13 protein-coding genes and 2 pseudogenes are annotated in these 13,368 nt (G+C 60.9%); 6 read left to right on the forward strand and 9 right to left on the reverse strand.

The window, feature by feature from the left end:
- Positions 1-127 precede the first annotated feature (127 nt).
- Positions 128-1,183, forward strand: a complete 1,056-nt coding sequence (gene ligD, locus AMK05_RS29030) for a non-homologous end-joining DNA ligase (protein WP_064843453.1) — start codon at positions 128-130, stop codon at positions 1,181-1,183.
- A gap of 20 nt (positions 1,184-1,203) precedes the next feature.
- On the opposite strand, the gene AMK05_RS29035 is transcribed toward ligD, so the two are convergent.
- Genes AMK05_RS29035 through AMK05_RS29060 form a run of 6 tightly spaced genes read right to left on the reverse strand, consistent with a single transcriptional unit; the run spans position 1,204 to position 6,248 of the window.
- The gene (locus tag AMK05_RS29035; protein ID WP_064843455.1) at positions 1,204-1,512 is read right to left on the reverse strand and encodes a YciI family protein; all 309 of its coding nucleotides are present in this window, start codon (positions 1,510-1,512) and stop codon (positions 1,204-1,206) included.
- The gene (locus AMK05_RS29040) at positions 1,509-2,357 is read right to left on the reverse strand and encodes a dioxygenase family protein (RefSeq protein WP_064843457.1); all 849 of its coding nucleotides are present in this window, start codon (positions 2,355-2,357) and stop codon (positions 1,509-1,511) included. The genes AMK05_RS29035 and AMK05_RS29040 overlap by 4 nt, the downstream gene beginning before the upstream one ends.
- Before the next feature lie 20 nt (positions 2,358-2,377).
- Positions 2,378-3,436, reverse strand: coding sequence for a maleylacetate reductase (locus AMK05_RS29045; RefSeq protein WP_064843459.1), 1,059 nt, complete (start codon positions 3,434-3,436; stop codon positions 2,378-2,380).
- 1 nt (position 3,437) lies between these two features.
- A complete protein-coding gene (tsdA, locus tag AMK05_RS29050) occupies positions 3,438-4,418 on the reverse strand; it encodes a gamma-resorcylate decarboxylase (RefSeq protein WP_064843461.1) in 981 nt (326 codons plus the stop codon).
- Between the two features lie 47 nt (positions 4,419-4,465).
- Positions 4,466-5,698 (reverse strand): flavin-dependent monooxygenase, encoded by a 1,233-nt coding sequence (locus AMK05_RS29055; protein ID WP_064843463.1) that lies wholly within the window; start codon positions 5,696-5,698, stop codon positions 4,466-4,468.
- Positions 5,699-5,708: 10 nt separating this feature from the next.
- On the reverse strand, positions 5,709-6,248 hold the full coding sequence (locus AMK05_RS29060) for a flavin reductase family protein (RefSeq protein ID WP_064843465.1): 540 nt from the start codon (positions 6,246-6,248) through the stop codon (positions 5,709-5,711).
- Between AMK05_RS29060 and AMK05_RS35415 the strand changes: the two genes are divergently transcribed.
- From AMK05_RS35415 to AMK05_RS29070, 3 genes are all read left to right on the forward strand, one after another.
- Positions 6,178-6,396: a hypothetical protein gene (locus AMK05_RS35415; RefSeq protein WP_190237356.1), complete on the forward strand. Its 219-nt coding sequence runs from the start codon at positions 6,178-6,180 to the stop codon at positions 6,394-6,396. The genes AMK05_RS29060 and AMK05_RS35415 overlap by 71 nt on opposite strands.
- A gap of 53 nt (positions 6,397-6,449) precedes the next feature.
- Positions 6,450-6,902 carry a MarR family winged helix-turn-helix transcriptional regulator gene (locus AMK05_RS29065; protein WP_064843467.1) on the forward strand — a complete coding sequence of 151 codons (453 nt, stop codon included), beginning with the start codon at positions 6,450-6,452 and terminating at the stop codon, positions 6,900-6,902.
- Between the two features lie 182 nt (positions 6,903-7,084).
- The gene (locus tag AMK05_RS29070; RefSeq protein ID WP_171899880.1) at positions 7,085-8,380 is read left to right on the forward strand and encodes an MFS transporter; all 1,296 of its coding nucleotides are present in this window, start codon (positions 7,085-7,087) and stop codon (positions 8,378-8,380) included.
- A gap of 147 nt (positions 8,381-8,527) precedes the next feature.
- On the opposite strand, the gene AMK05_RS29075 is transcribed toward AMK05_RS29070, so the two are convergent.
- Positions 8,528-9,238 carry a ribonuclease activity regulator RraA gene (locus AMK05_RS29075; RefSeq protein ID WP_064843471.1) on the reverse strand — a complete coding sequence of 237 codons (711 nt, stop codon included), beginning with the start codon at positions 9,236-9,238 and terminating at the stop codon, positions 8,528-8,530.
- A gap of 60 nt (positions 9,239-9,298) precedes the next feature.
- The gene (locus tag AMK05_RS29080) at positions 9,299-10,093 is read right to left on the reverse strand and encodes an IclR family transcriptional regulator (protein ID WP_064843473.1); all 795 of its coding nucleotides are present in this window, start codon (positions 10,091-10,093) and stop codon (positions 9,299-9,301) included.
- Between the two features lie 210 nt (positions 10,094-10,303).
- On the opposite strand from AMK05_RS29080, the pseudogene AMK05_RS29085 reads away from it, so the two are divergent.
- Positions 10,304-11,038: pseudogene (locus tag AMK05_RS29085) on the forward strand (ABC transporter substrate-binding protein); the annotation flags it as partial.
- A 126-nt stretch (positions 11,039-11,164) separates the two neighbouring features.
- Here AMK05_RS29085 and AMK05_RS29090 read toward each other — a convergent pair.
- Complete coding sequence (locus AMK05_RS29090; protein ID WP_082935607.1) at positions 11,165-12,496, reverse strand: IS1182 family transposase; 1,332 nt, start codon at positions 12,494-12,496, stop codon at positions 11,165-11,167.
- Between the two features lie 71 nt (positions 12,497-12,567).
- On the opposite strand from AMK05_RS29090, the pseudogene AMK05_RS29095 reads away from it, so the two are divergent.
- Positions 12,568-13,350, forward strand: a pseudogene (locus tag AMK05_RS29095) (ABC transporter substrate-binding protein); the annotation flags it as partial.
- Between the last annotated feature and the right edge of the window lie 18 nt (positions 13,351-13,368).

Genomic DNA, 13,368 nt, shown 5'->3' on the forward strand with positions numbered 1-13,368 from the left:
GCGGCGCCAGCCTATGGTTCTTGCCGAAATACTCGCCGGACCTAAATCCGATTGAGCAGAGAGGGAAAGGCGACATCGTGTTTGGAGAAGAGCCTGAAAACCAGTCCGGGAAGGACAGACAACGATCATGACGCGCTCGCGCCGACCCTCATTGCCATTCCTCAACGAGTCCGATGCGACGCTGCAGTCTCGTCCGATCCGCAAGCGCGATCCCGACCAGCCAAGCCTTCCGTTCGATCCAATGCCGGCGAGGGTCGAGCCATGCCTGGCGCTGTTGAAACCCACTGTGCCGGTGGGGCCGGATTGGCTCTACGAGGTGAAGTGGGATGGCTACCGGCTGGCAATCCACATCGAGCCGAAGGGCGTTCGTGTCATCACCCGCGGCGGCCATGACTGGACGCATCGTTTTCCCGCCATCGCCGCGGCGGCCAAAGAACTCGGCGTGACCACCGCCATACTGGACGGGGAAGCGGTGGTTCTCGACGAACACGGCCGATCGGATTTCGGCGCGCTGCAACGGTCACTCGGCGGTCGCGGCGGCAAGCGGGCTTCGACCGAGTCCATTCTCTATGCCTTCGATCTTTTGTATCTGGACGGCCACGACCTGACGGGCACCGAGCTTGCCGTGCGCCGGCATCTTCTTGAAGACCTGATACCGGAAGGCGGCAATCGGACGATCCGCTTTTCCGAAGAAATAGACCTGCCTCCGGAAGAGTTGCTCGAGCATGCCTGCCACCATCATATGGAAGGTATCATCGCCAAGCATCGCGACCGGCCCTACGGCAGCGGCCGCACCGGCGACTGGCTGAAGATCAAGTGCGTCGAGAGCGAGAGCTTCATGATCGTCGGTTACGAACAATCGGCATCTGCCCGCGGCGGTATCGGCAGCCTGCTGCTCGCCGGCAAGAAGGGTTTCGACTGGATTTCCGTGGGCTCGGTCGGAACCGGTTTCAGCGCCACCGACGCCGAGCAGTTGAAAAAGACGCTCGACCGGTTGAAGACCAACCGGCCCGCCGTTCCGCTGAAGGGTAAACGCTACGTCTTCGTGCAGCCGACCCTCATCGCCGAGATCGAGTTTCGCGGCTGGACCGATGACGGCAGTCTCCGCCATGCGTCGTATAAGGGGCTGCGCGAGATTCAGGACAATGCGGCCGTATTCGACATGACCGGCCTCGGCAGTTGAGGTCGGCGATCGTCAGGTTTTCAGCCGCCGTCGGAGAGCCTTTCCAGAAGAAGCCCCAGCGTGGGCCGCCATTCGAAGATCTCGACGCTCGCGTAAACACCGGAGCGCACGAAGGGGTCTTCCGCATTGAAGGCCTCGAACTCGGCGAGCGTCTTGACCTCCGCGATCACGAGGGCGGTTGAACCCCTGCCCTCCGCCGGCGGCGCGGAAGGGCCGGAAAGCAGGATGCGGATCGCCGCGCCTTGCAGATGGGCCTTGTGTTCCTCGAGCAATCGCGAGCGTTCTGCGGCCTTGCCGGGGTCGGATACCGCATGGCGGGCAACGATCATCGTCTGTCCTCCACTGGCGTCAGCACGAAATCGAAGTCGGAGCGCCAGATGGTCGGACGATCTATGCGCTCGAAAGGCGCGACAAGGCTGTGTTTTACGCCAAACACGGTATCGGATTCCAGATAGGGATCGTCGCCGACGAACGTGTGGGTTACGAGCTTCTGATAACCCGGAGCCGTGATCAGGTAATGGGTGTGGGCGGGACGATAGGGATGGCGGCCGAGGGAGGCCAGCATCTGCCCGACCGGGCCGTCATCCGGGATCGGATAGGAGACCGGTTTGATGCCGACGAAACTATAAGCGCCATCGGCGCCGGTGACGAAAATGCCCCGATTGTTCCATTTCGGCTGGATATCCGGCTGCTGGACGTCGTAGAACCCATCGGCATTATCCGACCAGACATCGATCCGGGCTCCGTCGATCGGATTGCCGTTAAGATCGAGCACCCGCCCGATGAACAGACAACTCTCGCCCCTGCCGTCGAGCGAGATGTTTTCACCCATATGCCGTATGGGCGCCCCTTCGACATGGAACGGCCCGAACACGGTATTCTCCGTGGCGCCCGGCGGACGCCGGTTGTTGATCGCATCCACCAGCATCGACAAACCAAGCGTATCGCTGAGCAGGATGAACTCCTGTCGCTCGTCATGACAGAGATGGCCGGTTCGGGTCAGGAAGCCGATGGCCAACGCCCATTCCTCCTGGCTCAGGCCGATATCCCTGGCAAAAGCATGCAGATGCTTGACCAGCGACGCCATGATTTCGGCCAGGCGCGGATTGATGTCCCGCCCCATGCGCGCGTTGACGGCTTCCACGGATCTCTCTTCGCTGAAATATTCAGGCACGTGGCCATCCTCCTGAGGCGTTAACGCGGCCGCGCGCCCTCCCAGGCGCTCTGCAACAAAGCCCGGATCGCTTTTCCTTCGATCGGACGCGGGTTCCAATAGGGATTCCGAGCGGCGATTTCGGCCGCGCGGTCCAGATCGGCCTCCTTCATGCCAAGATCTCGCAGCGCCAGGGGGGCGCCGATCGAAGCGGCAAAATCATAAAGACCGCGGCCGAGCGAGCCGCCGAAAAGCTCGGCGGCAGGCCTTAGCGCATCCGTTGCGGCTGCGGCGTTATAGTCGGCGGAATGGGGAAGAACGACCGCATGGGTTTCGGCATGCGGCAGATCGAAGCTGCCGCCGAGCGTGTGGCAAAGCTTGTGATGCAGGGCCATCCCGACCGTTCCGAGCACCGTGCCGCACAGCCAGGACCCGTAAAGCGCTTCGCTTCGCGCTTCGATGTCCCGAGGGGCTTGGACGATCTGAGGCAGAGCGTGCTTCAGCGCCCGCAGGCCCTCGATCGCCATCATTGACGAGATTGGATTGCGGTCCTCTGCGTAGAGGCCTTCGACCGCATGCGCCATTGCATTGAGCCCGCTGCTGACGCTGATCTCGACCGGCAGGCCTAATGTCAGTTCAGGATCGTAGATCACCACCTCGGGCAGGATGCCCGCTCCACGCACTGTCGTCTTCTGGCCGTTCTCCGTCTGGCCGAGGATCGGCGTGACCTCCGAGCCCGCATAGGTCGTCGCCACCACGATCTGCGGCGCGTCATTGCGATAGGCGATCGCCTTGCCGAGCCCGATCGTCGATCCGCCGCCGATCGCGACGACGCAATCGGCGCCGGCTTGGTTGTATCTAGCCATCGCACGTTCGGTCACATCGACCGGCGTATGCATCACCGCTTCGTGGAACAGTCCCGCCGCGAGCGGGCCGAGGGAGGCAGCGATGCGTTCTGCCTCTTGCTTCTGGTGTGGGGTCGAAAGGATCAGGGCGCGTTTGCCGCCCTGCTTTGCCACCGCCTCGGCGAGACGGCTCAGTGAACCGCTCCCGAAGATGATCTCAGCCGCGCTGGCCGTGTATCTGAAAGGTGCGACCATGCTATCGATCGAGTTTGAACAGTGAAACCGCATTGGTGCGACCGATCTTCAGCCGGTCGGCTTCGGAAATGGTGGCGTTGTCGAACCAGTTTGCAGCGTGGTCGATGTTTTCGAATGGCCAGTCTGTCGAAAACAGAATTCTGTCCGCGCCGATTTCCAGCATAGCATCGATCAGCGATTGCGTGCGGAAATTCCCCGACGTCGTGATGTAGAAATTCTCGTTGAAATAATCGGCAATCGGGCGTTTGGCCGGATAGTTCTTTTCCACCTTGACCCAGGCATTCCGGTTGTCGATGCGCCACATCATGAATGGCAGCCCCTCGCCCATGTGACCGACGATGATCCGCAAAGCCGGATGTTCGTCGAACAGGCCGGATCCCATCAGGCGCAACGCATGAACAGCGGTCTCCTGCGCGAACGCCCATGTCGGACCCATCAGCCAGGAGTGGCCGGAATAGATCCGGCTATCCTGCGGCAGCGGGTTGCGCGGATGCAGATAGAAGGGAACGTTGAGTTTTTCGACTTCGGCCCAGAACGGGCGATATTGCGGCAGGTCGTAATAGAGCGGCGTCGTTCCGTCGCCCTCCTGCGAGAAGCCGTTGACCAGTGCGCCGACGAAGCCCAGCGTCGTTACGCAGCGCTGCAGTTCCTGCGTTGCCGCATCCGGATCCTGCAGGGGCAAAGCGGCAAATCCCAGAAAACGGTTGGGGTTCTTGACGCATTGCTCCGCCAGAAAGTCGTTGGCGCGCCGGGAAATCTCGAGGGCCTTGGCCTTGTCCGGGATCGCCTGCACGGCCGGAGCGTTCAGCGACAGGATCATTTTTTCGATGCCGTGGGCATCCATCAGCCGCAAACGCTTGTCCTGGATATCGAGAAGCCGGGCGGACAGTTCGGTCCAGTAGTCGCCCGGCACGAATCCGGCCGAATCCTGCAGCGTCTCGGGAATGGCGAAATGTTCTTCAAGCGCGATCTTGCCTTGCACGATATGCTCTCTTTCCTGTCTTCGATCGAAACGATGAGGGTGGCGGGTCAGAATTGTCCCTTGGGCGGAAGGCCGAGCAGCTGCTGGCCGACCATGGTGCCGACGGCATCCCAGTTCATGGAAATGTGGCGCCCGACGGCATTTGCGTCGCGCCAGGCGCGCTGAACCGGGTTGGACATCTGCAGGCCGAGGCCGCCTGTCGATGCATTGAGTGCCTCCACGGCCCGAAGCGCCAGGCTGACCGCAAAGGATTGGCTGCGGCGGGCGAGAATCCGATCTTCCTCGGTGATCTCGGCGGCGCCATCCTCGCGGGCCTGGGCCAATTGCTGCGCCCGGGCAATATCGCGCAGTAGGATTTCGCGGGCGGCATCGACGGATGCGGAGGCTTCCGCCACGCGAAGCTGGATCGTCGGAAACTCCGCGATCTTGTTGTTGCCACCGGCAACCGCACCCCGTGTCACGCGGGTCCCGATGTGGCCGATATAGCTGTCGAGTGCGCCCTTCGCCGCACCGACGGCGGCGCTGCCGAGGCAGAAGGGAATGCCCATGAGGAGCGGAATGTTGAAAAGGCCGATGCCCTTGTAGCCACGCCCGCCCGGCGTTCTGCCGGAGGTCGCATCCGCAAAGCTCAGCATGCGGTATTCCGGAACGAAGACCTCTTCGAGGATCAGGCTCTTCGAGCCGGTGCCGGCGAGGCCGACGACATCCCAGGTCTCGGCAATGGTATAATCGCCGGCGGGAACCAGAAGAAACGCCGGCACCGGACGCTCGCCCTCGCCTTTCGGCGGAATGATCGCCGCACAGAGCGCCCATCCTGCATTTTCGCATCCGCTGGCAAAGGCCCAGTCGCCGGATAGCCGAAAACCACCCTCGACGCGTTCAGCCATGCGGACCGGCGCATAGGAACCGCAGAGCAGCGCATCCGGATTGCCGCCCCACACGTCCTGCTGAACCCGCTCGTCGAACATGGCGAGCAGCCATTGATGCGCGGAAAGCAGGCCGGCCACCCAGCCGGTGGAGGCACAGGCCGACGACAGTTCGATATTGGCATCGACAAGCTCGGCAAACGATCCTTCGGCGCCGCCGAAACGGGCAGGCTTGACGATATCGAAATAGCCGGCCGAGCGCAGCAGATCGATATTGCGGGCCGGCACGCGGCCGGATTTTTCCGTATCGCGCGCACCGGCACGGATTTCGTCCAGTACCGGGACGATGCGATCGGCAAGACATGCGGTCTCGACCCGCGCCGAGGCGGGAAACAGGGCGGCTGTATTGTTCATGGAACGACCTTCAGTTCTGGGATGCAGGAAGCGCGTGCTGTGGCGCGCAATATTTCGAGTTCTCGTACATCAGCGCGACGGTGTCTTGGGAAAGACGAGTATCCACCACCTGCCCGATGAAGATCGTGTGCGTTCCATAAGGAACGACGCCCATGCGGCGGCAGACGACTGAGGCATGGGCGGTGCCCAACACCATCATGCCGCGCTCATGGCGGACCCAATCGGCAGCGTCGAACCGGCGCTCGGGCGCAATCTTGCCGCTGAAACCTTCCGACACGGCGGCCTGCCTGTCGGTCAGAATGCTGACCGCGAATTCCGGCACTTCAAGTAGCATGTCATGCAGGTAGGTGCGATTGTTCAGGCAGATGAGAAGAGAGGGAGGATCCATCGAAAGCGATGTGACGGCCGTTGCCGTCATTCCATGATCCGCACCGTTGCGGCAGGCGGAAATGACTGTCACTGTCGCAGGGAAACGGCGCATGGTCGATCGAAACGCATCGCTGATCGGTGCGGGGGGCGGCGCTATGCCGAGGGCAGCAGTGGCAGACATGATTTCCTCCCGTGTCTCCTCGGGCTTCAAATTATTGCATATGCAACTATTGTCAATGCAAATTTATAACTCGGACGGGAAAATGTCTGGTCTGCCCTGCCGTTCTCGGCGGCTGAAAGCCTATCATGTTGTCATCCCGGCAATTTAGGTGCATGTCGGAGGAAGCCTTCAGCAAGCCGAATCCCGCCAGCAGACAGAGACATGTACAAACTTACCGATTCCGTTCCTTATCTTCTCAACCGCGCCGGCGTGCGGATAGCCGAGGTGTTCTCGCAGAGAATTGCCGAAGACAATCTCAGCGTGGCGATGTACCGGGTTCTGGCCATGCTCAAGGAGCGCAGGGAGAGCACGCTTGGAGATCTCGCGGATGTCGTCTCCGTCGAGATCTCGACGCTTTCGCGCCTCGTCGGCACGTTGGCCAAGCGCAAGCTGGTGTCGAGAACACGTCCGGAAGACAATGGCCGTATCGTCATCGTCAGGCTGACACCCCAGGGCGAGGCGCTGACCGAAAAGCTGATGCCGCTTGCCGTGGAGCTTGAACACACTGCGGTTCAGGGCATGTCGGACGAGGAGGTCGCAGCCCTGAAGAATGCGCTGCGCCGCATGCACGCCAACCTGCCGGCAATATCCCAAAAGGGAAAAGTCGCCGGCTGAGAAGTTTGCAGTTGCAAATATTTTATTCGCAAGTATTTAATAGCGTGTCGTCATTGTCCTGACATCGCCCGCGCGTGGGTGAGTCTGGCGCTGGGAGGAACCACGCCGGCAATGACCGAGGAGGATTTGTACATGGATTGATCGCGGACCTGCCGTGGCAGGAGCGGACTTCCTGTACTCAGATGTATGGGGAGGGAAAATTGGCCATACAAGATCTCGCTATTTTCAAGGAACGCGTTCGCAGCCCGAATATCATCATCGCGCTTTGCGGTCTGCTGATCCTGTTCGACGGCTATGACCTGATCGTTTACGGCGCAGTCGCTCCGGCATTGCTCGCCGAAGCCAGCTGGGGCCTGACGCCCGGCATGGTCGGACGCGCTGCCGCCATCACCCTGTTCGGCATGCTGCTCGGTGCTCTCGTTGCGGGAACGCTCGCTGACAGGATCGGACGCCGCAAGGTCATCATCGGCAGTCTGCTGAGCTTCTCCATCATGATGATCGGCAGCGGGCTGGCGCCGAACTTTCCCGTTTTCGAGGGCACACGCTTTCTTGCCGGCCTGGGCCTTGGCGCTCTTTTTCCGACGGTAACCGCATTGATCATCGAATTTTCTCCGCCGAAGCGGAAGGCGATGGCCTATTCGATTGCGCTTCTCGGTTATCTCGCCGGCGGCATCATTTCGGGCATCCTCGGAATGTTGCTGATACAGAAATACGGATGGCGTCCGCTGATGATCATCGGCGGCGCACCGATCCTGCTTCTGCCTTTCTTCGTCCGCCTCATCCCTGAATCTCCCGAATGGCTGGCAACGAAGAACCGCCAGAGCGAAGCCAACCAGATCGCAGACCAGTACGGACTGCCCAATCCTATCGCCAAGCCTGTTGTACAGGTCGGCATCCGGTCGCTGTTTTCCGAAGGTCGCCTGCTGCCGACCTTGAATGCATGGGGCATCCACTTCTGTTCGCTGCTGCTGACATTCGGTATGGTCAACTGGCTTCCGACCATCATGAACAAGATGGGCTATGACCTCGGTTCCGCCCTCCTCTTCTCGGTAACCCTCAATCTCGGAGCCGCAGTCGGCCTGCTGATCGGCGCGAGGATTGCCGACCGCGGCAATGTCAAGATTGTCGTCGCAGGCATGTTTCTGCTCGGAGCCTGCTCGATCTGGCTGCTGACGCAAGTGGATCAGGGCCTGCAGGTCTACGGCCTCGTCGCACTGGCGGGTACGGGAACGATCGGCACGCAAATCCTCGCCAACATTCTTGTCGGAAACCTCTATCCGGTCGAGATCCGTGGAACCGGCCTCGGCTTCTCGCTCGGCATCGGCCGTATCGGCGGCATGATAGGACCGGCCATTGGCGGTGCTGTTCTCGGTGCCGGCCTGGCGCCGCAGTGGAATTTCTACATCTTCGCAACTGTCGGAGCTGTCGGATGCGTCCTTGCGCTCATGACATTGCTCTATCGCAAAAAGGCTGACTGATGGCCGGATTGCCGGCAGGCCTGACAGAGCCTGCCGGCAATGCAGAATTCGCCCATCGGGGTTTGAAAGCAGAATATTTTTGACGGTGCCGACGGCAGTCTTATCTTCAATCATGGTCTCGGCGAAATTTGCAGAACCTTGGGCACGCTACCGGGCTTTGCGCCACGCTTCGAACCGCTCCAGTGTCTCCTTGTTCGGCGGATATACGCCCAAAGTCGATTTGCCGGACTCGATTTCCAGCTTGAGGAACTCTTCCTGCTCCTCCATCGCAACCGCTTCGTCGGCGATTTCGTTCACATATACCCGCGGAATGACGATCACGGCTTCGCTGTCGCCGAAAATAATGTCGTCCGGATAAACCGCGACGCCGCCGCAGGCGATCGGCTGGTTCATATCCGACGCGTGGTGCGCGACCAAATTGGCAGGGGCCGCCGGCCCCATGCAATAGGTGGGAAGCCGCAGATGGACAATGTCGGCCGTGTCACGGACGCCCCCGTCCAGCACAAGGCCGGCGCAGCCGCGGTAGACCAACCGACGGGCGAGCATCGCGCCGATGCCCGCAATCTCAGCCACAGAACGGCAATCGAATACGAGAACATGGCCTTCCGGAATCGTATCGATTGCCTTGCGCTGCTGGTTCGACGGATCGGAACTGTAAGTCGATCCGTCGATGTCTTCCCGTGCGGGGATGTAGCGAACGGTAACGGCTGGGCCGATCATCGGCTTGTCGAGCCCCGCGAGCGGTCGGACGCCACGAACCGCAGTGTTCTTCAGTCCGCGCTTCAACAATAATGTGCTGAGGTTCGCCGAATTTGTGCGCAGGAGTTTAGCGTAAACTGATGGGTCCAAAGCCGTCATGAGATCCTCCATATCTGCGGAGAGATCTAACACAAGATTACATTAGTTCAATATAGAAATTTATAATTCTGATTTGGATAGTGGGTGGGCGCCGTTGATGGCCCTCGTCAGTGCCACAGCCCCCTCGACGACCTCGCGCTTGATTGAGCGAGCCCGGTCCGGTGTTGCTTCACCGATAAATGGCACGCTAATCGTCGCCACCAGGCGGCCGCCGGAATCGAAAACAGGAGCCGCGATAGCGCGCAAACCGAGATTGGATTCCTGGTTGTCCTCAGCCATGCCATTGCGGCGAATGTCGACGAGCGCCTCCTTCAGCGCCTCCGGGTCGGTGATGGTATAGGGTGTCCTGGCCTCCAGCCCGCCGGCGCAGTAGACTTCGATCTCGTTATAGTCGGAATAAGCAAGAGCAAGTTTCCCGGCGGCTCCGACGTGTTTTCGAGAGCGCCCTCCGACTTTTATGAAAAGGGCGTAGTCGCCGGGGCTGGAGGCTGCAAAAATCGTCATCATTTCATTGCCTTCAGGCGCAGCCAGCCGAAAGGATTCGTAAATCCGGTCGGCTGCAGCCGCCAGGATCGGCCTTGCGGTCTCGATCAGCGTCGCCCTGTCCGCGCCAGGCGAAATGCGCCGTGCGAGCTCCACAAATTTGGGCCCAAGTTCGTAGGAGGCCCCGCCCTTCACCCGAGCCACCAGCCCATGCGCGGTTAGCGAGTTGAGGATGCGATAAACCGTCGACCGCGGCACTCCGAGCTGATCTACCAAGGCGCCAAGGGAGATACCCGTCTTGGCATCGGCGACCGCTTCGAGCAGGTGCGCGGTCTTTTCAACAATGGGGGAGCCATGCTTCGGTTCAATCATGAACTATACAATCCATATCTGAAGTGATATCCTTGACTCTGGCGAGTGTGGCGCGCATGCTTCGCCTAAAGTGTCACATTTGACACTAACCGCTTACGGGAGGAAGTAAAGCCATTTGAATGCCCGCTTGTGGCGGTGCCCGGGATGGCTTTCGAAACCTTGGCATCATGGCTGGCTAGATGCCGCTCGCTGGATAGGAGGAGGCTTTAAATGGACGTGACCATGAAGATCAATGTGGTGAGCGCGGGTATAGCGTTGTTGCTGGGTGCTGCGCTCCCAGCATATTCGGCTCCGGACAAGCTGACGGTCGTCGTGACCGACGAGCCCAAGTCGCTCGACCCATGCGATACCGATCTTTCCGGCAACTCCCGCGTGGTGCACAACAATATCACGGAGGCACTCGTCAATCTCAACCCCAAGGACGGGTCGGTGGTTGCGAGCCTCGCCACCGATTGGCGGCAAGTGGACGCACTTACTTGGGAATTCAAGCTGCGCGAAGGTGTGACGTTTCACGATGGCAAGACGTTCGATGCCGACGCGGTTGTTGCGGCTCTTAAGCGGGCGCAGGACCCGCCTCTTGCCTGCGAAGTCGGACTTGCGACGTTGAAGGGCGTCAAGTTTACCGCAGTGGCGGTGAACCCGACTACCGTCCTTATCAAAACAGACGTCGTCGAGCCGATCCTGCCGAACAAGATGTCAGCATTGGACATCGGCTCGCCCGCGACACCAAGCGACGGCAAGACGCGTGCTCCTGCCGGTACCGGCCCCTACCAGCTGACGGCGTGGACGCCCGGACAATCGGTCACGCTTTCAGCCTACGGAGGTTATTGGGGCGAGAAGCCGCCGATCAAGCATGCGACGATCATCTGGCGCGCCGAGTCGGCCGTTCGCGCCGCAATGGTGGATACCGGTGAGGCGCAGATCGCTTATGAAATAGCGCCTCAGAGCTTGTGAAGCTTTTGAATCCGGCGCGTTTTTGGCCGATCTTGGCTGGCCGATGCAGTCGAGCGTCAGGCGATTGCGCGCTGCGTTCGGATGGTCGCGTGTTGGTGTCTGGGTGGTGACAGTGGCTCAGCCCTTGGCAAGCCGATGGCCTTGCAAGATATTGTTGGTGAGTGCGTAGCAGAGCACGACGGCCTGGACCTTTTCGATGCCGCGCACCGTCAATTGTCGCAGATTCCAGTTGCGCCAGCGGGCATGGACGCATTCGCAGATCGATCGGGGTTTGTACTGAGCCTTGCCCGCCTCGCTTGCCATGCGGGCCCGCCAGGCCGACACACCCGGACCGTCGCCGCGGCGCGGCAAGAAGGGATCGGTTCCGTGCTTGGACTGAGTGGGCGGACAAAAGACCTCAACCCCTTCGCCGTGCGCCCACTCGATATCTTCAGCGCTGCCAAAGCCGCCATCGGCGAGATAGCGCCGCGGCAGATGGCCGCTTAGCGCGCGCAACCGCTCCAGCATCGGCCGCATGAGGCCGCGATCGGAGCCGGCATTGGTCACCTCGAGCCCGACCACGAACTGCTCACCGGCCGTGCTCGCAACCTGCACATTATAACCCGGGCGGAAGCCGCCGTCGGCCATCTTCATCACCCGCGCCTGTGCATCCGTGCTGGAGGCGCGCGGCTCCTTCGGCTTTTTGCCATTGCCGCGCTTTTCTTCGCGCGCCTGGCGATGGCGCTCGATCTCGTCAAGAGCGACCTGGGCTGCTCTGAGCCGCTCGCCGCGCTCGCGCGCCGCCCGCTCCCTGGCCGCCTCGATGCGCCGAGTGCTGGCATCCGAACGCGCATCGACCTCGTGCTTGAGCTGATCCACAACCGCCTCGGCAATGGAAAGATGCCGATCAAGCGTCGCTTTGCGGCCGAACGAGGCCGCACCCGCGCTTGCCCGGACCCGCACGCCATCCTGCGCCAGACAATCGAGAGTGACGAGGCCGGCACCGGCAAGCGCCGCCAGATGCTCGGCAAGCAGCCGGTCGAGCAAATCGGCGCAACCAACCCGAAAATCCGACAGTGTGTGATAGTTCACCGAGACACCGCCGCACAGCCAGCGATAGACGTCGTGGCTCCCGCACTGCCGTTCCAGCGCCCGCGCGCTGCCGACGCCGTCGCTGCTGGCATAGAGCCACAGCGCCAGCAAAAGCCGTGGCGAAATCGGTGGATGGCCTGGCCGGTGCTCACGCGCCTTGATCCGATCTTCGAGCGTGCTCAGATCCAGTCCCTCGACATAGTTCCAAATGACCCGCACCGCATGATCCTGGCCGATCAAGCTGTCGATATCGACGGCACGCAACTCGATCTGATCGCGCACCGGCTCACGCATGCGCGCCGCTCCGCGTCCCACCTGAGCACTTCGCCGCGCTCCATGCACCGGCAATCCTTCGAACAGGTCGTCGCCCACCATCATCCCCCAAGCAAATCAACGACCCAACAGAATCACAATCCAATCGCCTCCGCTACCAAACATTCACAGGCTCTCAGGATGGCGCGACGAAACAGGATCACGCCTTCCCGAATGCAGAGACCTCGCTTCTGAGGATCGATGCCCAGATCCCACCCTTCAACGACAAGCGCGTGCGCGAAGCCCTCAATCTGGCGATCGACCGGGATGGGCTTATCGGCACCATTTTTCACGAAAACGCTCAAAAAGCGATGCAGGTCGTGCCGCCGTCGGTATTCGGTTTTAACCCCGATATCCCGGTCTGGACATACGATCCGGAAAAAGCAAAGTCCCTGCTTGCCGCAGCCAAGACGGATGGCGTGCCGGTCGACAAGGAAATCGTCATCTACGGCCGCATCGGCATCTATCCCAACTCGTCGGAAAGCCTGGAAGCCATTCAGGCAATGCTGGCAGATGCCGGCTTCAACGCAAGACTAGAAATGCTGGAGACCAGCCCATGGCTGAAACGGCTGCTGAAGCCGTGGGACAAGGAGCGTCAGCCGTCGATCCTTCAGACGCAGATCGACAATACCGAAGGCGACGCGGTGTTCACGCTGCCGAATCGCTTCACCAGCGATGGCAACCAGTCGACCATCGCGGACGCCAAGCTCGACAAGCTGATTGCCGACGCCGCCAAGGCGACTGGAGATGAGCGCAAGAAACTTTTCCAGGAAGCGTTCAGATACATCGCCGTCGATGCGGTCAACATCGCGCCGCTCTTTCACATGGTCACGATCGCCCGCGTCGCCGAGAACGTGAACTACAGCCTCGATGTGCAGGCCGGCAATGAAATCAAGCTGAAATCGGTCAGCTATCGCTGACCGTCGCCCTGACGGCCT

The organism is Rhizobium sp. N324 (assembly GCF_001664485.1).
In the GTDB taxonomy this organism is placed as follows: domain Bacteria; phylum Pseudomonadota; class Alphaproteobacteria; order Rhizobiales; family Rhizobiaceae; genus Rhizobium.